The 22753-nt window shown below is 49.0% G+C and carries 21 protein-coding genes and 3 pseudogenes; 6 read left to right on the top strand and 18 right to left on the bottom strand.

The genetic code is table 11. The annotated features are described in order from the left end of the window. The first annotated feature begins 7 nt into the window (after positions 1–7). Together DVH26_RS17895 and DVH26_RS17890 are read left to right on the top strand one after the other, a co-directional pair. Positions 8–1189 (top strand): MFS transporter, encoded by a 1182-nt coding sequence (locus tag DVH26_RS17895; protein ID WP_239635119.1) that lies wholly within the window; start codon positions 8–10, stop codon positions 1187–1189. A gap of 19 nt (positions 1190–1208) precedes the next feature. Beyond that, a pseudogene (locus DVH26_RS17890) lies at positions 1209–1487 on the top strand (transposase family protein); the annotation flags it as partial. Here DVH26_RS17890 and DVH26_RS17885 read toward each other — a convergent pair. The 3 genes and pseudogenes from DVH26_RS17885 to DVH26_RS17875 all read right to left on the bottom strand — a co-directional run. Further along, positions 1465–1710 (bottom strand): annotated as a pseudogene (locus tag DVH26_RS17885) (class I SAM-dependent methyltransferase); the annotation flags it as partial. The pseudogenes DVH26_RS17890 and DVH26_RS17885 sit on opposite strands and share 23 nt — an antisense overlap. 138 nt (positions 1711–1848) lie before the next feature. Further along, positions 1849–2556, bottom strand: a complete 708-nt coding sequence (locus tag DVH26_RS17880) for a DNA alkylation repair protein (protein ID WP_239635117.1) — start codon at positions 2554–2556, stop codon at positions 1849–1851. 161 nt (positions 2557–2717) lie between these two features. After that, complete coding sequence (locus tag DVH26_RS17875) at positions 2718–3140, bottom strand: VOC family protein (RefSeq protein ID WP_239635116.1); 423 nt, start codon at positions 3138–3140, stop codon at positions 2718–2720. Between the two features lie 285 nt (positions 3141–3425). On the opposite strand from DVH26_RS17875, the pseudogene DVH26_RS37310 reads away from it, so the two are divergent. The 3 genes and pseudogenes from DVH26_RS37310 to DVH26_RS17860 all read left to right on the top strand — a co-directional run. Then, positions 3426–3577: pseudogene (locus DVH26_RS37310) on the top strand (MerR family DNA-binding transcriptional regulator); the annotation flags it as partial. Positions 3578–3661: 84 nt separating this feature from the next. Then, positions 3662–3799, top strand: a complete 138-nt coding sequence (locus DVH26_RS17865) for a MerR family transcriptional regulator (RefSeq protein ID WP_239635625.1) — start codon at positions 3662–3664, stop codon at positions 3797–3799. Positions 3800–3825: 26 nt separating this feature from the next. Beyond that, complete coding sequence (locus tag DVH26_RS17860) at positions 3826–4587, top strand: SDR family oxidoreductase (RefSeq protein WP_239635115.1); 762 nt, start codon at positions 3826–3828, stop codon at positions 4585–4587. A gap of 98 nt (positions 4588–4685) precedes the next feature. Here the strand turns inward: DVH26_RS17860 and DVH26_RS17855 are convergent, their stop codons facing one another. Then, on the bottom strand, positions 4686–5195 hold the full coding sequence (locus DVH26_RS17855) for a DUF1572 family protein (RefSeq protein ID WP_239635114.1): 510 nt from the start codon (positions 5193–5195) through the stop codon (positions 4686–4688). Between the two features lie 19 nt (positions 5196–5214). Beyond that, positions 5215–5754 carry an RNA polymerase subunit sigma gene (locus DVH26_RS17850; protein ID WP_239635113.1) on the bottom strand — a complete coding sequence of 180 codons (540 nt, stop codon included), beginning with the start codon at positions 5752–5754 and terminating at the stop codon, positions 5215–5217. 380 nt (positions 5755–6134) lie between these two features. On the opposite strand from DVH26_RS17850, the gene DVH26_RS17845 reads away from it, so the two are divergent. Beyond that, complete coding sequence (locus DVH26_RS17845; RefSeq protein WP_239635112.1) at positions 6135–7217, top strand: Gfo/Idh/MocA family protein; 1083 nt, start codon at positions 6135–6137, stop codon at positions 7215–7217. 169 nt (positions 7218–7386) lie between these two features. On the opposite strand, the gene DVH26_RS17840 is transcribed toward DVH26_RS17845, so the two are convergent. The 13 genes from DVH26_RS17840 to DVH26_RS17780 all read right to left on the bottom strand — a co-directional run bounded on the left by DVH26_RS17840 (position 7387) and on the right by DVH26_RS17780 (position 22746). Next, positions 7387–7914 (bottom strand): ankyrin repeat domain-containing protein, encoded by a 528-nt coding sequence (locus tag DVH26_RS17840; RefSeq protein WP_239635410.1) that lies wholly within the window; start codon positions 7912–7914, stop codon positions 7387–7389. A 404-nt stretch (positions 7915–8318) separates the two neighbouring features. Then, a complete protein-coding gene (locus tag DVH26_RS17835) occupies positions 8319–9065 on the bottom strand; it encodes a phosphotransferase enzyme family protein (protein ID WP_239635111.1) in 747 nt (248 codons plus the stop codon). Positions 9066–9263: 198 nt separating this feature from the next. Continuing rightward, positions 9264–10343: an amidohydrolase family protein gene (locus DVH26_RS17830; protein WP_239635110.1), complete on the bottom strand. Its 1080-nt coding sequence runs from the start codon at positions 10341–10343 to the stop codon at positions 9264–9266. Beyond that, entirely contained in the window at positions 10324–10722 is a 399-nt protein-coding gene (locus DVH26_RS17825) for a Rieske (2Fe-2S) protein (RefSeq protein WP_239635109.1), read from the bottom strand. Before DVH26_RS17825 ends, DVH26_RS17830 begins: the two co-directional genes overlap by 20 nt. Before the next feature lie 39 nt (positions 10723–10761). Continuing rightward, positions 10762–11505: a LamG domain-containing protein gene (locus tag DVH26_RS17820; RefSeq protein ID WP_239635108.1), complete on the bottom strand. Its 744-nt coding sequence runs from the start codon at positions 11503–11505 to the stop codon at positions 10762–10764. A gap of 109 nt (positions 11506–11614) precedes the next feature. After that, positions 11615–13105, bottom strand: a complete 1491-nt coding sequence (locus DVH26_RS17815) for an extracellular solute-binding protein (protein ID WP_239635107.1) — start codon at positions 13103–13105, stop codon at positions 11615–11617. Between the two features lie 81 nt (positions 13106–13186). Next, the gene (locus DVH26_RS17810) at positions 13187–14053 is read right to left on the bottom strand and encodes a carbohydrate ABC transporter permease (protein ID WP_239635106.1); all 867 of its coding nucleotides are present in this window, start codon (positions 14051–14053) and stop codon (positions 13187–13189) included. Between the two features lie 29 nt (positions 14054–14082). After that, complete coding sequence (locus tag DVH26_RS17805; protein ID WP_239635105.1) at positions 14083–15030, bottom strand: ABC transporter permease; 948 nt, start codon at positions 15028–15030, stop codon at positions 14083–14085. Positions 15031–15191: 161 nt separating this feature from the next. Beyond that, positions 15192–16790 carry a response regulator gene (locus tag DVH26_RS17800; protein ID WP_239635104.1) on the bottom strand — a complete coding sequence of 533 codons (1599 nt, stop codon included), beginning with the start codon at positions 16788–16790 and terminating at the stop codon, positions 15192–15194. Then, on the bottom strand, positions 16787–18517 hold the full coding sequence (locus DVH26_RS17795) for a sensor histidine kinase (RefSeq protein WP_239635103.1): 1731 nt from the start codon (positions 18515–18517) through the stop codon (positions 16787–16789). Before DVH26_RS17795 ends, DVH26_RS17800 begins: the two co-directional genes overlap by 4 nt. Before the next feature lie 353 nt (positions 18518–18870). Further along, positions 18871–19614 (bottom strand): amidohydrolase family protein, encoded by a 744-nt coding sequence (locus DVH26_RS17790; protein ID WP_239635102.1) that lies wholly within the window; start codon positions 19612–19614, stop codon positions 18871–18873. 17 nt (positions 19615–19631) lie between these two features. Next, positions 19632–20534 carry an aldo/keto reductase gene (locus tag DVH26_RS17785; RefSeq protein ID WP_239635101.1) on the bottom strand — a complete coding sequence of 301 codons (903 nt, stop codon included), beginning with the start codon at positions 20532–20534 and terminating at the stop codon, positions 19632–19634. Positions 20535–20553: 19 nt separating this feature from the next. After that, positions 20554–22746 carry a hypothetical protein gene (locus DVH26_RS17780; RefSeq protein WP_239635100.1) on the bottom strand — a complete coding sequence of 731 codons (2193 nt, stop codon included), beginning with the start codon at positions 22744–22746 and terminating at the stop codon, positions 20554–20556. Positions 22747–22753: the final 7 nt, after the last annotated feature.

Here is a 22753-nt window from a genome sequence, read left to right as displayed (position 1 = left end):
GAATAGAATGATCAAATTAACTGCTTTATTTTTCCTCATCATGTTTGTTATTGGTACGGATACGTTTTTGATTTCTCCGCTCATCCCCACTCTTCAGGACTTGTTTCATATCCCGACCGAATATTCTGGTTGGATGGTGGGGTCTTATGCTTTAGGTTATGCCATTTTTGCACTGATTGCTGGACCGCTTTCCGATGGATGGGATCGCAAAAAAGTAATGCTTTCCGGCATGATCTGCTTCTCGGTTTCAACCATGTTATGCGGCTTTGCCACAGGTTTTTGGTCGATGTTCTTCTTCCGTTTTTTAGCCGGAGTCAGCGCAGCATTTACGGCGCCTCAAGTCTGGGCCTCGATCCCTACTCTGTTTTCAACGTCAAAAATCGCCAAAGTATCAGGGATCGTCATGGCAGGCTTGGCTGCTTCCCAAGCGTTCGGCATCCCTATTGGAAGTCTGCTTGCCTCAACCCATTGGTATTATCCTTTTTTTACAATCGGTGCATGTGCATTATTGGTAGCAGTATTCATCTTCTATGCTTTGCCCGAAATGAAACCGAATCAAGGCCAAAAAACCAAGACTCCAATTTTCAGTAGATACATCCCACTATTGAATAGCCGAATGGTGAGAAAGGCTTTCCTCGCTCATTTCTTATTTCAATGTGGATTCTTTGCTGCCTTTTCTTTCATTGGAAAATGGGTGACGGATCGCTTTTACCTTTCAATTGATCAAGCGGGGTACGTGATGTTTTTTCTTGGTCTCGGGAATATAGTCGGGAGCTTCGGCGGTGTCTATGTAATCAAAACGTTAAACCGTTTCAATACGCTGGTTGTGGGCTTTCTTGTCTCTATCGCATGTTTTATTGTTTTGCCTCACTTGCCATCAGTTGCGGCTTTCGAAAGTGTTTACTTTTTCATATTCGTTAATATGGGGATCGCTTTTCCCCTAATATTGGGAATGCTGAATTCATTAAATCCAACCATCCGCGGCACGATCTCCAGCTTGGCCAATTCAATCATGTACGCTGCGACAACGCTCGGTTCTTGGGTCGCAGGCCTGATTTACGCGACTTTTAACGGTTTTTCCGCCGTAGGCATGTTTGCGGCTATATGCTTTGCCGGTTCGTTGTTATCTTTCATATTCAGCGGTATTTTGACCAGTCACGCGAAAACAAAGAAGGAGTTTGCATCATAAATGCATAGAAGAAATTCATATGGACATTCTAAATCTTTCAAAATTCAACATCCTAAGTATTAGTGAGAATGAATTTGATTTTCTAATACAAGTGGTGACGAACTCTCCACCTTTGGCTTGCCCTCATTGTGGATGTATAGCCAACCTCTACAAACACGATATCAGGGAACAGATCTGTATGGACTTGCCTATTCACGGCAAGCGTGTAGGCCTTCTTATAAAGCGTCAGAGGTATCGCTGTAGAGACTGCAATCGCACCTTTTGGGAACACTTAGACGCTTTTCAATCAGCAAAAAGGATCCGCCGGCAACGATGATTGCCTCATATTTATGCGGTAAAGAAAGCTCTTGTAAGTTCGACTCATACAATTCGGGTCTTAATCCCCGCTCTTCACAACGATGTCGGCAGGATGCCAGCATTTGAGGAGAGTAATCTACTCCATCCACCGTTAGTCCTGATTCAAGCAGCGGAATGAGCACACGCCCTGAGCCCACCATTGCCTCCAGAACTCTTCCCTTGCACTATTCGATCTTATTGAGTAAATTACGGTAGTGACTTCTACTAATAGAAGATCAAATACAGAGATGCATTCCAGCCAGTAAAAAAGGGAGCAGCTGGCTGACTCGCTAGCGTCCCCCTAAGCTTTAAGCCTGAATTGCTTAACACCTTACATATTTTCGCTTGAAACCAACTTGTCCTTTATCTACTGCCTTCTGTATATTTTCGGAAGCGTTAAGAAACTTGCTTTTGGCCTTATCCCGGTTGACTTCTACTGGACCCACTGCCATTGCGGTCCTAACCGCTTTATCATGGAGAGGCTTATAGGATATTGCTACCGTATAAATAAAATTGTTCATAGCGTATTTGGTTCGTTCAGGGGAATCGTGAATCGTTTGTTCAACCAAGTCAAGCATCTTGACCAATTTACTTTCAGAAAATTCACTGTCCGGCCGACTCCCCAACAGCCAGCAGTAACAGCTCCAGCCCGCAGACATTCTCAGTTCTTCTCCGCTTGCGATCCATTTATCGGCAACTTCTTGCGCAATATCAGTTTCCGCCAGGGTAACTGCAACTACATAATCGGATAGCATGAAAAAATAAGCCGCATCGATCCAACGCTCAAAATCTGCCTCGGTCATGGCCTTCGGATCAGCAATGACACCCGCAAAGTACATGGCGTCGTAATTCCCCGTATTATAGAGCTCCTCGGCTAACGGTTGATTTTTTTTGATTTTTTTGGCGATGGGCTTCATCCCGCCTGTTGCTACACCAAAAAGCGGTTCATGCGCCCCATTGGATATGTAAATTTTCTTAGTTCGTTCTTTGCCGAGAGCCTCGAGCTCGTCCATAACCATATTTATATTCATTAATTAACACTTCCTTATTCTGAAGTAGTCATCAAGTATATTATAACCATTTATAAACTTCGCTGCCTCCTCTTGAATCGTTCCTATGGTGCTATGCTTGCTGGCAATGAAATGCAATTAACCCAGCCTTGTTTAAGGCCGGGTTATTAACGAAGACACTTTTAACTCTCGATTTCAGTATATATCTGAAAGGTTACTCCAAATTTGTCCGTGACATCACCGAAAGCTGGGCTAAAAGGAGTTTCTTCAAACGGCATATTCACTTGGCCGCCTTGGCGTAAGGCTTCAAAAAATCGTTTTGACGTTTCCACATCGTTAGTTGTAATACAAATGGTTACCTGTTTGCCCTTGGGAATTTGCGATCCTGTTGGTGCATCCGAAAACATGATCTCCGCTTCACCAACCCGCAGCTTTGCGTGAGCCACCAGATTCTTCAACGAATCCGTGAAGGTATTAGGCATTTCCGGCATATCTCCGTAAGTTACGATGGAGACGACTTCGGCACCTATCGCTTGTTCATAAAACTGAATAGCTTCCCTTGCATTCCCTTCCATATTAAAGTACGGTGTTAGTTTTACTGTCATTTTGATCAACTCCTTTTTTTCAATCATAGCAAATAGATGATGAGTTGATTTCTTTTAGATTGCTAACTCTAATACAATGAACTATCTCTTACTTACATTGCGCTTTGTTGAGTCCTTACTCACAAGGTTGCTTAAACCCGATCGCATCCTTCTGCGGAAGCAAAATTGAAGTAGGGTTTCAATAGGAATAGAGAGACGCACATCTTTTATAGTTGACTTAAACCATGGTTTAAGTCGTATCATATTCTTGTCGACAATGAAAGATAGGATGTGGAGGCCTCCAGAATGAAGTATTATTCCATAAGCGAAGCTTCAGATAAACTCAATATTCCAGAATCCACGTTACGTTATTATGAAAAAAAGGATTACTGCCTCTAATCGAGCGTGATAATGCAGGAAGGCGATTATTTTCAGAAGACCAAATGTCGCTTCTCGAGACCGTTGTTTGTTTGAAAAACACGCACATGCCCATAAGCGATATTAAGCAATACATGGATTGGATAGTAGAAGGAGATGGCACTATGGAGCTCCGGCTTGCGATGATGAATAAGCACAAGCAGGCGGTACTGTCTGAAATTTCCTTGATGACAGAATCTTTAAAAGGCATTGACTTCAAAATTGATCGGTATTCAAACCGTATTCAGGAAACAAAGGATTGATAAAATAATGGAAAAGAGGAATGATTATGAATCTTTCGGGAAATACAATTCTTATAACCGGCGGCAGTACTGGAATCGGGTTAGCCTTTGCAGAACGCTTTATCAAAGCTGGGAATAAAGTCATCATTTGCGGAAGACGTGAACAAGTACTTCTCAATGCGAAAGAAACATTTCCCGGTCTCATTACTCGTGTGACAAATTTAGATAATGAATCCGATCGTACAGCATTGTTTGATTGGGTAACGACTACCTATCCGGAAGTGAATGTGCTGGTTAATAATGCAGGGATTCAGCGACGTTTTAATGTATTAACAGCGGATGCAAAGAACAATTGGAGCTACTTCAATAAAGAAATAACAACCAATTTGGAAGCCCCCTTCCATCTTTCCATGCTGTTCGCTCCATTTTTTGCAGCCAAAGAAGCAGCGGCTATCATTAATGTGACATCCGGGCTAGCTTTTACACCGTTTGCTATTGCTCCAATCTATTCAGCAACCAAAGCAGCGCTGCATTCCTTTACAATAAGTCTAAGACATCAGCTTTCGAATACATCTGTTGAAGTTATTGAAGTTGCTCCTCCGGCAGTAAATACCGATTTGGGTGGAGCCGGATTGCATACTCATGGAGAGCCTTTAGATGCCTTTGCTGATGGCATTTTTAAGGGATTGGAAGAGGGTAAGAAGGAAATTGGATATGGTACCTCTGTGAACCGCTTGCGCATGTCGCGCGATGAGGTCGACGAACATGTTGAAACTATGTATAATGCCTTGAAACATATGATTGAGTAAAAGATTGTACAAATACACTTACGCTAATATGACGCAAATACAAAAGATAAACTCGCCGCATTGTCGGCGGGTTTTCTTTATTAAAGGATGCTATCTCTTCAATCGTATTTCCACACTAATGGGCCCTTCCTCATCTTTGCTATATAGTTTATTTGGCCAACGTGGTAATTGATTTCCCTTACCATCTGTATCATCAAGTTAAGCGCAGTTGTCTGATTATTCACGGCGCTGAAGGTTAGCGGCGGTTTATCAAGAAAAGGCTGCGATAATAGCATTTCAGGATAGGTTTTCAGGTATTCCAGATATGCAATAATAATATCGAAGGCTTCAGTTGCTTTTAGCAAGGCTTGCTCTTTTGAAAGGGTCAGTCCTGGCTCGAACTCTTTAGCTCTGTCTCTAGTGTCAGGTATTTCGTAGAGTAAGATCTCAATTCTTGCGTGAGCCGTCCCTCTAATATGAGAGATCAGATTCGCAATACTGTTGCTTTCGTTAGTTGGGGACCAACAAATATCTTCTTCCGTTAGCTGTTCAATTGCTTGAAGAAGCCATTTTTTATCAGCCTTAAATTTGCTTAGGATGCTATCGATCACAGGCATTGAGATATCCAACTAAACACACATCCTTTTTTTATTGAATGGGCTGAAATGAAACGTTCCATATCCCATCCTCATCTTTGATCATTTTAAAGCCGGACTTGTTTTCAGGTTTATTCTCAGCATCTTTGTTTGACTGATACTCAATGTATCCCTCAGAATCACTTGTTTGTATGAATTTCCCTGTTTCAATATGTTTAAAGATTTTAAGAATTTGGTCCTTTGTTCCTCTATCCGAAGCGGCAAATTGTTCATGCTCTTCTTTTGTCCATTGAACATGTCCTTTTCTATCCGTGTATAGTGCATAAACCACCTCGTTTTTACCATCCAAACTTGCTTGGACATACAACTTGGCGATACTAATTGGGTCTAGTTCTTTTAAATGCTGTTCTTTTAAGTCTTGTTCAAAGTTAATATAAACCTCTTGTTCTCTGGCTGATAATCTAAACTCGTTTGATGAGACGGTGTCTTGCGCCGGACTTATTGTTGCGACAACTGGATCTTTTGCACTGCTAAAGCACCCTGTGAGTACCACAAGAATTGCAGCAATCAATAATCCGATTTTTACTTGCATTGTATTCACCTGCCATTGATATCCGTTTGTTGTCAACCTGAAGGAAGTTGGAGTTTCCAGGCTTATCTCCTCATCATTGCCAAAAAAAGCAAAATACCCGACGGTACTCCGATAGCTAACCCTACTAAAATACTTTTCCTTGTAAAACCATTCAATGATTCATTCGTGCCCGAGTCAACGACGGATCCATCCGGCACCTTCCTCCCCTTTAGATAACTCCCTTCATGGTACCACATTATGGATAAAAAAGTAATTTTTATAAACGCCCGAGATAACTCCATGACTTCAAGCAAAGTTATTATTGTATAGCTGTATTGACAATTTCCGCCGATAGATTATTCTTAGGTCAAATGGAAATAGAAGGGTGTGACTTATCGGCAATGGCACATACAGCAACATTCATCATTATCGGAGGTGCAGGCTTTCGGGCACAGTATTTTTTGCGGATTGCACAGGCACTGCCGGACAGCTTCCGAATCAACGGATTGGTCATAAGAGACGAGGTGCAGGCCAAAGCTATGGAGCGACAGTGGAACATCCCCGCTTTCAGAACGCTTGAAGATGCCCTTGCCGTGGAGAAGCCGGATTTCGCAGTAATCTCCGTCAGCCGTGGTGCTGCTTCGGGTTATTTGCTAGATCTGGCGGACAGGGGGATAGCGGCTTTGGTCGAAACACCGCCTGCTCCAGATTTGGAATCCATGCTGGAGCTGTACGATCAGCTCTCGAAGCGGGAAGCAAGAGTACAGGTCGCAGAGCAGTATCAATTTCACCCGCTTCATATGGCACGGCAGGCGGCGATCAAAGCCGGGATGCTTGGCACGGTGACTCAGGCAACGGTGTCCATATCGCAAACGTATCATGCTGTAAGCCTCATGCGAAAAATGCTCGGCATCGGGTTCGAAGACGCCGATATCCGCGGGATGCGGTTCGAATCGCCGGTTATTGCCGGACCCGGGCGCGGCGGACCGCCGCAAGAGGAGAAAATCATAGCGGAGCCCCGGGATATGGCTTGGCTTGAGTTCGGCAATAAGCTTGCAATCTATGATTTCGCAAAGGATCAACATCGTTCGTGGATCCGCTCCAACCATCTCTCCGTTCGCGGCGACAGAGGAGAAATATTCGATCGCCGGTTGAGTGTTCTTGCCGACTACAAGACACCGCTTCATCTGGAGTTCAAACGGATCAACAGTGGCGAGGAAGAAAATCAAGAAGGGCATTATTTGCAAGGCTATATGGCCGGAGAACGCTGGGTTTATAGCAATCCATTCGTCCCTGCAAGGTTATATGACGATGAAATTGCGATCGCGACCTGCTTGCTGAAGATGGCCGAATATGCGTCGGGCGGACCGAGCTTTTACAGTCTGGCGGAAGCGTCGCAGGATCATTATCTTGGTCTTCTGATCGAGCAGGCGATTCGGACCGGAGAACCGGTCAAATCGCAGCGGCAGCCTTGGGCTGAATAAAGACAGGCATATGTCTCCTATTGGGACATATGCCTGTTTTGCTATAACAACAGGAATTTTCACTCCCCACCTTAAGCTTAGTTACGCAATAAAACAATAAACGCGGTTAACGCATTTTCAAATTCTCAACTTGTACCCTCCTGTTCACTCAGTAGTAATGATTTACCGTTCACAGCTCGCTTGCAGATTTGGCGCCTTTCCATCGCAACCACTCAACCAGATCAGCACTGGAGCTGCGTTGAGCTGCATCCAACGGGGTCAATCCATCCCAAACCGATATCCAATTCAGTTCAGCTCCTCGGTCTAGAAGGTACTCTGCGGTGTGACGCTGTCCTCCATGACAAGCACACCAAAAGGCTACGGTGATCTTGTCCGGAGGTGAAGGACCGTTTGCTCCCCAAGGGTATTGATCCGAAAGTGCGGCACCGGCGAAGTAGGCCTCGATAGCATCCATCAATCCTAACGCCGCTGCATGCCATAGCGCGATCTGCGCTCCACGTTCTACCAATCTATGTGCCACCCGCCATTGTGCGAACGCTACTGCATCGTCTAATGGTGTCCCACCGGCGATCACTGCGCCCGCCGCTTCGATGTCGGCACCGGCATCCAGAAGAGCGTCAAGCACATCAGTATCATCGCAGCTAGAAGCCCAATGTAACGGAGTCTCGGTGTGAGAGCCAATGGTCCGAGCAATCACATCTGCTCCGAATTCGACTAAAGTACCCACAGTAGCCGCACCATTAGGAAAGTGACCGGGCCAATCGGCGACCACATGCAAAAGTGTTCGAGATATTTTGCAGCTGCTGTCCTCGTTGTTACTGTTTCTTTTGACAATTCTTGCTGCAGCCAAACCCGGATTCTCAGCAAGGATTCTTCTCAATGATAGGATATCTCCAGTGTGGATAGCTTTGACAAGCTTTCTGTTAGCAAATCATTTTCGTAAACATAGTTCATAACCAGATCTCCTTTTCACCTGATGCCTTTTACCCCGTTAGATAAACGTCTAGCTTAAATTCAAATTTAAGTAAGGCTCGTCGTTAACCAGCGAGAACTCCATATTTTTCAGGTGCTCCAATTGTTTTTCCGTTAGTTGACTTTTGTCTAAATAGAGAGAGTGATAAGTGAATGAGTATAAATGTCTATATGAATGAAATAATTTATGTCCCTTGTAAAGCTCGTATCCGGGTTCCACCGAACATATCCCTTCATAAACCAGTGATACTCGCTGTCACCGAAATCAATAACACAAAGAGCATTTTCGCTGAGCAGCAAGTTCCCATGATGAAGATCACCATGAATCAGCTCAAAATGATCCGATGAAGCTGGGAGCTGCTTTTGCTCATTCATGTATTTGGACCATTTCTCGACTAGTAGAGGATGAAGTTGCAATGACTCTAACGCAAGTAAAGTCTTATTTTCATTCCAGGTTGGAAACGCATTGTTTGCTTTATAAGCTTTTGAAGCAGCATGAATTTGTCCCATCGCTTCGCCCCATTGTTCGAACAAACGTGCTCCCCAATTCTCTTTATCGGCAGGTCTGACATGCAATCCGTTTATCTTCTCATAACTAACGAAGTAGTAGTCATCGTTAATCTGTTGAATATAATCTTTTCCCAGTTTACGTATCGGTCTAGCAGCATGAATCCCCCTCGAGAAAAGGAAATCAAGCCATTCCATTTCAGCTAATATGCTGGATTCATTAACAACTGACTTTTCCAAAATTTTCACTATAAACTTTTCGCTACGGCCAACTTCAAATACATTGCTGCTGTATCCGCCTGTAAGCTTGCAGTCCGATGGATCTACTTCCAACATAGCCAAGATTTCCTTGATTAAATCCTGTCCCATTCTCACCCTCCTAGCAGCATCCTTCTTTACTAATTTCTTTCCGGGTTAATATTAACACATTTTGGAAGTAGTAATGTAATCGATTGATGTGCTATAACAAAACAACCGACTAAACCGCAGATCCTAGAGCAACGAAAAAAGGGGTTACATCATATACAACCATGTAACACCCTTGTTTTATAAATTATCGTTCATGCATCACTTCAGCTTGAACAGCTGCTTCGCGTTTTCACTAAAAATTTTCCGCTTCTTCTCTAACGGAAGCCGCTGCAAAATTTTCGTCGGATCGTCAAAATCCCAATGCGGATAGTCGCTTGAGAACAGCAGCATATGCTCGGCGTCAAACATTTCGAACATAGCGTCCAGATGCTTCGGATTGTCCGGTTCCTCGATCGGCTGCGTAGTCATAAAGCAGTGATCTTGCACATACTCGCTCGGCATGCGCTTTAGCCACGGTACGGAGGAGCGCAAAGCCTTGTAGTTTTTGTCCAGCCGCCACAGCAGCGATGGCAGCCAGCTGACGCCGCCTTCGCCGAACACCACCTTCAGTCCCGGATACTTCTCGAATACGCCTTCACAAACGAAGCTAACCAGGTGCGCCATATAGGTTTGCGGCAAACAAGTATGCCATTGCAAATAATTGGAGACATAACCGACCGCTGTTGGCGGATTGAAGATACCCGCTCCCTCTGAGCCGGGATGAATGATTAAGGGCAAGCCGTTGCGTTCACAAGCCGCATAGATCGGATGGTAAAAGCGTTGGCCGTATGGAGAGCGGGATCCTCCAATGACGGCCACGCCGATAATGTCGGGATGAGAGCCGACCCGGTCGATTTCCCATGCCGCTGTCTCGGGATCCTGGGTGCCGATACATAGGAAGCCTTTGAACTTCGGACTGACGGACAACCATTCCGCGATCAGGTAGTCATTGTACGCCCTGCAGATCGCAGCCGTATAATCGGGATCGGCGAATGCGGATACGCCAATGATCGAATCCGAGCACAGCAGCGCGTATTCCATATGAAACGGCTCCACCAGATGCTGAAGCATATACTCCGGATCCGAGCCTACAGGCAGACCACTTGGGGGGTCGGCGTCCTTGCGCTTGTTGCCGATCGGTGACGCATAAGGCAGGCCACCTCCGCTCACACCGAATTTAGCAACATGACTTTTCCATGGTTCCTCCAAATAGGGTACGAGGTCCTTATTCGTGCGAAACTGATTGTGCACATCGCAATCTATAACGGGAATGATTTCTTTACTCTGAGTATGACTCATGGGGATCCATCCTTTCCATCGAAGAGCTGCCGATGAGAATGCCTATCCGGCCGTCCTCTACGACTACCGTGTAGCGGCGTACGCGCACTTTTTCGCTAAACAATGACTTGCCGGTCTTCAAATCAAACTCCCAGCCGTGCCATGGACAACGCACGATCTCCTGATCGCGGCCGTAAATGAATTCATACACCTGGGATTCGAGCGTCGTGCCGCACACCGGTCCTTTGCACAGCTCCGCCCCCTGATGCGGGCAATAATTAGGAATGGCGCAATATTCGCCCTTTACATTGTAGATCCCGATCGAACGGCCCTCTACGCTTACGATTTTGTACATGCCTTCCGGTATTTCGTCCACCGAGGCGACGGGATATATCGCCATGCTTGTTCATCTCCTCCTCATAAATCTAGCCGATGAAGCTTAGGTTGCGATTGCGGACAACTCGTCTTCGCCAAGCGCTTCGTTGAACACAGCAAGCCCACCAAGAACCCCGGCAAAAAAATTGCCCATCTCCCCGGAACGATTCACGCCACCTACGGTAAAATCCGCCCCGTTCTCCCCTCCATCGTATAATCCCTCAAAATAAGCGAACGGATTAAACGCGAGCCGGGCGTCCAGCTTTCCGTCTACATAGACTTTGGCAAATGCGCCGTCATAGGTGAAGGCTACAAAGCTCCACTTCTCCAAAGGAATCGGCGAAGCGCCGATAGCCGTAGTCATGCACCAGGGATACCCTGGAGTCGGCCCGCCAGTTGCAGACACATGCCCGCACACCTGATCCTTGCTGTCCCAAATTCGCAGGTTCAGAAATAGGCAGTACTGCCGCTTCTTCTCCGTCTCGTTCCACATGCCGGCAACCGCCTGGCACTGCCCTTCCGGGGCTGCTTCCCGCTTGATCCAAGCTGCTATCGTCAATTTGGCCCCGTGCCCCCGGAAATTCAGAGCAGGACAGTCGGAGCGCGGAATGCGAAGCCACTGCCCTCTTTCGAAGCGAAGCGACTGCGGTCCAAATACGCCTTCCGTGAACCGTTCGACGCGCCCGGCCATTTCCTCCAACTGGTACGGATACGGTCCCTTCGCCAGCAGCGCCTCTTCGCCTTGGAAATCCCAGAAGGATACCAGCGCCGGATGACCGGCAATGACGGAATGATGACAATGACTCATTTCTCTACAACTCTCCTTTTTTCGGACATGAGCTTCCCTTACCAAATAGTGAGCCGCTTCCTTCGCGTAACGCTTCATAGAAAACGGCTCACCGCTGGAAACTTCCGGCTTATTTCTTGGTGTACCAGCCGTTCATGGCGTCAATTGCGGCTTTGCCGCCCTTGGCATTGAATTCCTGAACGAATTTATCGAACTCGTCGAGACTGCGTTTATTCATAATAAATTTCAGTGCGTTTTCTTCCATAAAATTGCGCAGCTCCGAAAATTTCGTATCGTACGCTTCCACGGACGGCGAGAATACCGTCTCCTCGCGGTTACGCTTGAACGGCTCCAACGGCTGATAGTAAGGCAGGAACCCTTTCGCCTCCAGCCGGGCGAAGAAGCTCGGGTCCGAATCGCCCAGGAAGTACAGCGTACGCCATGGAATCTCGTTGCTTTGCTCCGGGGTCTGTATGACCTTACCGTTCTCTACTTTGTAATCTTGTCCTTCGATCCCGTAGGTCAGCAGCTTATCTGCATCGGTTCCGTAAATATAGTTGATATATTCCGCTGCGCCTTGTTTGTTTTTGGCTTGCTTGGGAATAACCCAATAGCTGCCTCCAGCCACTGCTTCCTCAGGCACACCGGACTGGCCGTTTTTACCCGTGACCGGGGCAAGAAAACGAATCGTTCCTCCCGACTTCTTCTCCTTGATCGATCGGTCGATCGCCATCGCATCCGCCCAGTACGATATGGAGAAAGCAGCTGTGCCGTTGATCATCTTCTCCTTCTCGTCTTTATTGATGGAGAACTCCTGATCGATCAAGCCTTCGTCGTACCACTTTTTCATCGTGGCTAGAAACTCTTTGAATTCGGGCTGCACCCAGGAAAATTCCAGCTTGCCATCCTTCACAACCGTGGTGGTGCCAACTCCGAATGCGCCGGCAAAAGGCAGGAACGATTGTAGGAAGGTGCCCGGATTAGAGGCTTTGGCCGTAAGAGGGGCGATGTTCTTCTTTTCCTTGATCGTCTTCATCGCCGCATAAAACTCATCCATAGTTTTGGGTTCCTGAATACCCAGCTCCTGCATCATGTCCGACCGGCTCAAAATTCCGGCTCCTACCTTTTGCGCAACCCGGTGAGGAAGCCCGTATATTTTACCTTCATAGCGGGTAGCATCCAACACTTCTTTGGAATTCATCTGCGAGACGTTCGGTATATATTTGGCGATCAATTCGTCCAGCGGTTCGAAGGCTCCTTGCTTGGCCAGCTTGAAATAATCGGACTTGCCGTTAATCCGCATCAGGTCGGGAACGTCGCCGGAAGCCAATACGATAGATACCTTTTGGGACGGATTATCCTTGGGGAGCGATTCGTATTTCACATTCAACCCGGATTTCTCTCTGATCACTTTGGTCAGCTTATTATCATTCATATTGTCCGAGCCCTTGAATTGCTCCATGGAAGCGTGATAAGACATCATCACCTTCAAATCCTTATTTTTGCTGCCTGTCGCATCGCTGGAAGTACCGCCTGCGTCCGGGCTCTGGCTGCAGCCCGCCGTCATCCCCGTCAGTAGTAAAGCCGACAAACCGATGAAAGAAGCCTTTTTCATTAACATGCTTACACTCCCCCATTTTTTGATAGCCTTTTTGTATTCGGCCAAGCATCCTGCGTCAACATATCCCAGTCAGGGTAGTGGCTAGCCCTTGACCGCACCGAGCATAACGCCTTTGACGAAATATTTTTGAATAAACGGGTACACGCACAGAATCGGAATGACCACACATAGAATCGCTGCCGCCCGAATCGTCTCCGGAGTGATGTCACGAAACACGTCGAGAACGGCTGTATCCGCCGTCTTCTCATCCGTAACCAGCTGAAGCAGGAACATCTGAAGCGGCATCCAGCGTCGCTCGGTAATATACATCATCGCCTGAAAAAAGCTGTTCCAGTAGCCGACGGCATAGAACATGGATATAGTCGCGAGCGCAGGCTTGGACAAAGGAATGTAGAGCGACCATAAAATGCGCCAGTTGGAAGCTCCGTCCATGCGCGCCGACTCTTCCAGTGTGTCAGGCAGACTGAGAAAAAAGTTGCGTACCAGAATCAAATTGAACGGAGCAAGCGCCCCAGGCAAAATTAGCGACCAGAGGGTGTTCAACAAACCGACTTCCTTGACAACCAAATAAGTAGGGATTAGACCCCCGCTAAAAAACATCGTGATGACGAACAGCAGCATGAGAACCCTTCCGTAAGGGAGATTGCGCTTGGACAGCGGGTAAGCGGCCAATACCGTTAACGCCATGCTGATCAATGTGCCGACAACCGTAATGAACACTGAATTTGTAAAGGAATCAAAAAACTGTTTGTTCGTAAGCACATACTGATACGACATCCAAGTAAAACCCTTTGGCCACAGTAAGATTTCCTTCGCTAACACATAAGCCTCGCTGCTTAACGATTTGGCGGCGATATGAATAAACGGCAGTATCATCGAAAGAGAAATCAAGCTTAAAATAATGATGTTCACAACCGAAAATGCATTCTCGCCTCTCGAACGAATCATGGCGGCACCTCCTCCTCGTTTTGTTCCGGCTAATAGATGCCGTCTTCCCCCAATCTCCGTGCGATATAGTTCGCTACAATCAGGAGGATGCAGCCGATCACCGACTTGAACAGGCCGGCGGCAGTAGTTAGGCCGAACTGCATCGTGCCGAGGCCCACCCGGAATACATAAGTGTCAATAATATCGGCGACGGAGTACACTGTCGGGTTGTACATCGCGAGCACTTGCTCAAAGCCGACATCCAGCACATTCCCGAGACGCAGCAGCAGCAGCACGACAATAGTCGATCGAATGCCCGGCAGTGAAATATGCCAGATCTGCCGCATTCTCCCGGCCCCGTCCACCGTAGCCGCCTGAAACAGCTCTTCATTGATGCCCAGCAAGGCCGCCAGATAAATAATCGCGCCCCATCCCGCTTCCTTCCAGATGTCGGTTAGCACCAGAATCCAGCGAAACAGCTTCTCGTCGGTCATGAAAAAGATCGGCTTCACCCCAAAAGACTGTATTACCATATTGACGATTCCACTGTTCGGAGACAACAGATCGACCGTAATCCCCCCAATGACGACCCAAGAAATAAAATGAGGCAAATACGTTATTGTTTGCACCGTACGCTTGAATAGTGCAAATCTCAGCTCATTAAGCAGCAGCGCCATAATAATGGGAGCCGGAAAGCCGATGACGAGCTTCATGAGACTGATGATCAGCGTGTTTCGGACAACCTGGGGAAATTCGCTAAAAGCAAACAGCTCGCGAAAATGCTGCAGGCCGACCCAGGGACTTTTCATCACCCCCTGAATAATGTTGAAATCCTTGAATGCGATCACGACACCGTACATCGGCGCATACTTGAACACAAGCAGGAACAGCAGCGCAGGAATTAGCATTAAGTAGAAATCCCAAAACTTCAACAGCGGACGGCGTCGTTTCGCAGCGGCTTTGGACATGGCGGACGTTGGCGTAGTCGCCGCTCTCATGGCGTTCTCCTCCTTTAATCGCAATAGTGTAACCGCTCACATTTACTGTAGCATCTTTGCCAATTCCGTCGTATACCATTTCTTTGCGTTTACTCGCAACTATTTTGTCATGTTGAACTTATTGTTTCGGGAAAATGGGAAAAAGCCGGAAGCATCTCCGGCTACTTGTTCACATCGCTTGGCTTTATTCCCCAATATCTTTGAAAGTTTTTGGAAAAGTAATTGACATGCTTATACCCGACCTGCTCCGATACATCGTAAACCTTACAGCCTTTGGACAAAAGCTCCTTCGCCCGCTCCATGCGCAGCCGCAGCACGTACTCGGTGAATGACTCTCCGATAGCTTCCTTGAAGGTTCTGCTCAAATACGAATAACTGATGTACGTCTTCTCTGAAATGAGATATAAACTGAGCGCCTCTTCATGGAGATGGGCATGAATAAAACCCACAACTTCATTCATCGCGATTTGCGTGCCGCTCTGCCGCCGTTCGGCAATCGATTGGCTGATCCGGGAGGACATTCGATCCAGCCATTCCGCGATCTGTTCTTTCGACAGCAGCTGATGGAACTGTTCGAAGTCTTCGATTTCCTCCTTTAACGTATCGCGCAAAGTCCAACCGTGCTTGTGAACCATTCGGGCCAACAGGCAGACGAACCTCCACAACGCTTCCTTCGAATCGGCCAGTACATGCTCTTCCGAAAATTCCGATTCCATAATGGCTGCGATCGTTTGCCTGCGTTTGGACTCGTCTCCCGTTTCAATGGACAGCTCCAGCTCTTTCTCAAGCTGCTCCATAAGCACCCATGAACGCTGCGCTGCTCCATCATTACGATAAGGGATGGCTATGCCGTTGCCGAATATAAGCCGCTCTTGCAGTGCAAGCCTGCTCTGCTTGTAGGCCTGGCTGAGCAGCAGCGGAGTCCTAACGACAGTCCCTATGCCCGCGCTGGCCGTGAGCTTCAAACAATCGTGCACCGTGCCAAGTACCGTACTTACAAGCGAGTTGACTCGATTGCAGAACGCATCTTCTTGAACATCCGCCGGGGCGGAGCACACCACCGCCGTCATACCGTCATCATCTTGCAGCACCATCCATTCCGTTCCCGGCAAGAGGTCTCTTGCAATGGTAAACAGCTGGAATTGGACCAGCGAACGGTCTCGTGGTTGAAACCGCTCATTGTCCTTCGCTATCGGATCCATATCGAGGATAAGCGGAAGGTAGATTTGCCGCTCCAGCGATAGCGCGAACTCCTGGCTGCTTTTCTCAATCTCCCGTTCGGAATAACGCCCGTTCAACCAATTTTTATAGAAAAGCTCACGCAAATAGGGGAAGTGATCCTTCCATCGCTGCTGCAGCGTTTGAAGGTTATGCTTGTCATGCAGTTCCCTCTCTCGAACGCTCCTTGCCTCAAGGACCGTGCTTACAATCTCCTCATTCTCCGCCGGCTTGAGCAGATATTTGAACACGCCATAAGCTATGCTTTCCCTCGCATATTCGAACTCATCGTATCCGGATAACAGAATTGTTTTCACGAGCGGAAATTCCGCCTTAATCCGTTTGGCTAGCTCCAACCCGCTCATCTCAGGCATATAAATATCGCTCAGAACGAGATCGATCTTATCGTTATGCATAATCATAAGCGCTTCTTGAGCGCTCTCGACTGCAGCCGCCAGTTCAATCTGATAAGCGGCCCAGTCGATCCCTTCTGCAATTCGTTCCCTTACATGAGGCTCATCCTCCACGATTAACAGCTTCATTCCCGATCCTCCTTCCGAATAGGTAATATCAGCTTCACCGTTGTTCCTTGTCCTGCGGCGCTTTCCAGAGTCAGATCCGCTTCATCGCCATAATACAGCTTGATACGGGACTTCACGTTCTGCAAGCCATAATAACGCCGGAACTGACGCGTCTCTGCATGCTGGTACGACTGGCTGTTGATCAAGGATAGCTCATGTCGCAGGTCTGTCAAAACTGGCTCCGGAATCCCCTCTCCCGTATCGCTTACTTCAACGATCAGTCTTTCTCTATCCATCTGCGATCGAATAGTAAGCTCGCTCTCCCCCCTGCTTTTATCCAAGCCATGAATGATTGCGTTTTCAACAATCGGCTGCAAGATCAGCTTCAGCATAGGAATACCCTTCGTTTCCTCAGCCAATTGGATGTGGACCGTAAAGTGGTCCTTTCGCAGCTGCTGCACACGTATATAGTACATCAGATGCTGCACGGTCTCCGACAACGGGAACGACTCTCTGCCTTTTCCAAGACTTACTCTGAAAAAGCGGGCGAGGTTTATGACCATCTCGCTAATTTCCGGCACCTGCTTCTTCAGTGCTACCGAGTAGATCGTATCCAGCGTGTTATACAAAAAGTGCGGATTGATTTGCGATTGCAGCAGAGAAAATTCGGCCTTGGCCAACCGAAGCTCCTTCTCATAATCATCCTCGATCAATTTGCGCTGGGTGGCCGCCATCCGGTTAAATCCATTCATGACGAGCCCGAATTCGTCCTTTCTCCGATGCTCGACCTGAAAAGTCAGATTGCCGCTGCCGAACTGCTTGAATGCGCCGAGAAGCTGGCGCAGCGGCTTCGCGATTCCGCTGTAAACAAGCCATGAGATCCACATCGCCAAGATAATGCTAAATGCAATGATGACAAAAGTGAACTTCTGCAGATTTCGGGACAGATGGTATACCTCCGACATCGGCTGTTCCAGCTCAATGGACCAGTAATCGCTTTCAACTTGAATGTTGAACATCGGCTTGCTGCGGACTTCCTCATTTAAAGGATTCGTTTCCAGCACACGCTCCTTGTTATAAAACAAAGTGATGTTAGTATTCTCCGATGTTTGAAGGTGCTGAATGATCGATCGAAAAGCAAGCTTGTCCACAGCCAAAATCATGACATTAGGCTCCTTATTATGACTTAGAAAATCAAGCTGCCTCACGTAATAAATCAGATCATTGTTTAAATAGTTGGATCGGAACACTTCCGTATCCGTCGGGACATAAGTAACGAGCCCCCCTCTTGCATCGATGGTTTGTTGAAACCAGAACTCCTCTTTGACCCCGGGCCATTTGACACCGCCCTTCAGTGTCGAGACCCCGTTTCCGCTCTCCCCGTGAAGAATGTACGCCTCCTTGACCGCTCCGTTCACGTTGGTCAATGCCGACAGCTGCTGTTGTACCGTATGGATGCCATAAAGAAGATCCGGTCTAAGCGGGTCGTCGACGTTGCTCCAGATGTCCACGATATTAGGATTTGATGCGATCAAGAGCGTTTGCTGATCCATGCTCTTGGTCATCTGTTCGATATACTCCAGCGTGGTCAATAGGGCTCCCTCGGTCCGGTCGCTAATTTGCTCGTTTAAGATATTTCGCGAATAATAATTGGCAAATACACTAACCGCCACAAGAGGAATCAAAATCAACAGAAACGTCAAGGTCAGTTTGGTTTGAATGGAGTGAGTGCCGGGAACGCGCTTCATCAGCCGAGCCTCCTCGCGAATTTACTGCTATCTTAGATAACTTGCCTGATAACGTCAATACCCAACTCGCGAGGGAAACAAGTTTTTCTTGGTAAAACGGAAACTCGAGGCTCATTTGGCTTTTGACGTATGGAGAGCCTAAGCTAGTAACGGACAAAAGGAGCCTACTCGTAGAAGCGGCTCTTTGTCGTTTTATGGATATCTGAGGGCTCCCCCCCCTGTATCCTCGTATACTCCGAATCAGTCTTAACTATTATTTTCCTGGCATTCAGAAACCCCATAAAAGTCACAAGCGCTCCCGAAACGAATCGCATGCAATTCCCGCTCCGTAAGTCCCTCTGGAAGCACCTGTGTCATAGCCTCACAACGTCCGCGTAGCTCCCTTTTTGCTTAGCCACAGGCCAATCGCTCCCATACATAAGCCGACCTGGCCCATATGCATCAAGAAGATGTGTAACATAAGGGCGCAGCACTTGCGGTCTATTCCCTGCGGGTGTAATCATCCCGGAGATTTTCACCATAACATTAGGGTAGCGCGCGAGCGCAGACATATGCTGTGCCCACTGCTCGCTCAAACGCTCTTCACCATACGGCGGGCTGCCCAAATGGTTCACCACTATATGCAGCTCCGGCACAAACCGAAGCAGCGTCAATGCATGTTCCAGCTGATGTTCGCGCACAAGCAGATCAACCGTCACTCTGTCCTTGGCCCAGCGTCTCAGTCGCAGCAAGGCTTCTCCACCGTAACGAGCGATTCGTTCCAGCTGATCGCCATTCAGCCTGACTCCTTTAAACATTCGGTTCACACGCAGACGCTCATAGTGGAGAATGTATTCCGCCTCCACTAAGTACGGGTCCAGCGATCCGACGACTCCCAGAATCCAAGGATGATCAATAATTAACGATAGCAGAAATTCGGTCTCGGCAATAGTCGGAGCAGCTTGAACGGCAATGCAGCCGCCAACCGATTCTTCTTTTAAAAAAGGCAGCAGGTGCTCGGGGGTGAAATCCTGATACAATATGGGATTATCCGGCTTAATCCAACCGTAATCACCGCGCGCCAGCCGCCAAAAATGAACATGACTGTCGATATACACCGGCGTCCCTTCTTTCTTTAATATAACGGCTTTCCGGCAAACAACTCCAGCACCCGGAGCAGCTCTTCATCCTTCAGCCCGCGGCCGTCACAATAGGCCGCATTTTGAGTTACGATGTCCGGGGATGCGGCTCCGGTTAATGTCACGGCGATGTCCTGACACGTCAAGCTGAACCGCATGGCAGCTTCCACAAGACCGTGCGGCTCCGGCTTCCGTAGAAAGTCCAGCAGCCCCATGCGCCGGTCGGCCTCTGCAAGGAGCTCCGGATTATTTAGTAAGAATGGAGCGGGCGTATCCGCCAGCACCCCCATATTCAACGGGCTGCCATTAATTATGGCTACACCGTATTCTCGTGCAAGCGGAAATACGAGCTCACGCGCCGTATGATCGATCAGCGTATAGCGGCAGTACGTCTGCGCCGTATCCAACAGACCGGTACGTAAATACAAAGCAAGCGTATCTGCATTGCGGCCATTCGCACCGATCGCCCGTACCTTGCCTTCCTGCTTCAACTGCTGAAAAGCAGCGAGCGTTCCTTCGCTTGCTTCCTGAAAGGTCGTCGCTTCCGTCTCATGCAGCTGAATAAGATCGATCCAGTCCGTTTGTAACCGCTGGAGGCTTTGCTCCACCGACTTGATCGTGTTGTCATATGTATACGCGTCGCCCCTCATAACCGCTTTAGTTGCAATGACCGCCTCGGACCGTCTGCCTTTGAGAGCAAGCCCAAGCCGGCGCTCGCTTTCACCGCGTCCGTATAACGGCGCGGTATCGAAAAAGGTCACGCCGGCATCCAGTGCGGCGTGCACCGTATCGACCGCGTCCTTCTCACTCGTCGCCCCGAAATCCCCCCCGAGCGGCGCCCCGCCTAGTCCCATTCGCGAGACGCGGATACCGGTTCGGCCCAATGTCGTATATTCCATCTAGATTGCTCCTCTCAGTTTAAGCTCCCGCTGCAGGCGGCTCCAACCGCAGCAGCAGCTTCACGCTGCTGCCGCCCCGGTGCGTCCATTCAGCCAGACGGTAATGGCCATTGCGATTTGGTGCAAGACCGGGATACAGCTCCAGATCCCAAGGTCGATCACCCCGTTCAACCGCGGTTTCTTGCTGAACCGGCTTTACAGAATACTCACTGCCAAGATATCGAAGCGTAACGCCATCGTCCCTATTGACTGCGATTTCCGACGTATCCGTGCCGTTCGTTGTCAATAGAGGTACGACCGCAGCGACGGCCGTTACTTCACCGCCTTCCGCGCTTTGTACTTCCCAGTCGATAACAACTCCTGTCTTGCTGATCCGGTAACGCTCGATCAACTTGGCGCAACTCCCACAACCTGGACGCGGCAATATGTCTGCCTGTGCACGGTGCAATACCTCCTGCGCTCCCGCTCCGGGAGGTACTCCATCCGGTGACGGGTCCGCAACCGTTACGGAGCGCGCAGTATAGATGACCTCAAAGCAAAGCTCTCCTTTATCATCAGCTAATCCACCGAACGTAGCTTCGGTCAGAGCTTTACTCTGCCCTGACACCCGGCACTCGTCAAACCGCAGCTCCGCCTCCCAAGCCAACGGCTCTGGATCAAACGGCTGTCCCCGATTGTCCACTGCATGGAAAATCTCGTGCTTACGGCGGCCGAAGTCCGCCAGACGATGCCATGTACCATGCTCATCCCGCCACTGGGGCCCGATTGCCACCGCCTGCCATGGCGGCGGCGTTATGGTTCTAGGGCGCATAAAGGCCAGAGGCACTTCACCTTGGGCTCCGGGGATCCCGGCCGACAAGGCCGTCTCTCCAGGAACGCCCGACCGATGTAGCCGTACAAGGCCAGTCGCATCCTGGCCCATCTGTGCCGCCGTGTCGATGCATAGGTGGTATCCCCCTTGCGCAGGGCTTGCCGTAGCATAGATACGATGAAATGATGGCAAGCTCAGCACATAGCTGCCGAGGTCGCAGGGCGCAGGCCGCTCCAGGATATCATCGTCCGCATGCATGTAGCAGGAAGCAGCAATTTTGCCGGCATACAGTAAATAGTTGGCGTCGAACGCATAGAGCTCGTAGCCTGCGCGGCTTCCCGGCGGAAAGCGGTTCTTCACCGGGCGCACCTCCGTCATGTCCGCCCAACGCCGGAGAGAGTCCATGGCGCGGCGTGCAGCTCGTTTAAACACGCCCGCAAGGTGCAGATCTCCCGCAGCTTTGTAGTGAACGGCTTCGCGTTCGCAAATATGGGCAAACGTCAACTCATTCCATAAGAATTGATTGCTGCGGCCGCCGCAGGATACTTCTCCTGTGACCGACTGGGTAAACAGCATGGTCAGCGCCCCGCGCCGCAGCAGCTTCTCAAGTAATAGCGCCGCCGGTCCTGCATAGCCTTCGTCCAGCAATCCCGCCAAATTGTCGCGCGCCGCCAGATCGTACGCTGCGGGGAGATTCGGATCGCGGTACAGGCCTTCTGGCGTAAACCGGGGCAGCTGTGCAGAAATATATTTATCGATAAAGCCAACTGACTCGGCAAGTCCGTCACGGATTCGCATCTGCTCGCCCAGCATCGCATACGTCGCCCAGTTGCGAACGTGCCTTAGGGGCATATTGCGCTCCACCTGCGTATAGGTATACTCGGGATCGATCGCTGCAAGCCGTTCTCTCCATTCGGCCACGCGCCCGGATGCCTGATTCCGGTCCCCGAGCAGTCGCAGCGCCTGCATCAGCATATGCGTCGTGAAGTCCTCGTGGCTGTCCGGCACGCTGCGGCACTGCAGAGCAAGCGTAGCTCTATCCATCGTCGCAAGCACCTTGTCCTCGATTTCTGCGCATCGTCCGGCTGCGAGGAGCACCGCCCCTGTCAACGCAAAGCTGGAGGTGACGAATTGCCGCTCCTTCCCGTCATACGGGTCGATTACGGCTGCAGATTCATCGATGCAGTCCGCAAATTGGCGCAACCGCGCTTCCGCAAAGTCCAGATATGCCTCCTTGGCGGACCGAGCCGTCTTCTTTACATCCAAAGCTTCGCTTGACTCAGGATCGCCACACCTCTTGAAATAGTCGGTTACGAAGTTGACTGTCTCACCATCATGCTCCAGCGATTCCACGTATGCCCGCTCCGCTGCGGTCAGACCCTCGTATGCGCACGCTGCCATTTCGCTT

This window comes from Paenibacillus sp. H1-7 (assembly GCF_022354825.1).
Lineage (GTDB): Bacteria > Bacillota > Bacilli > Paenibacillales > NBRC-103111 > Paenibacillus_S.
This window is presented reverse-complemented; position numbering and strand designations above follow the sequence as displayed.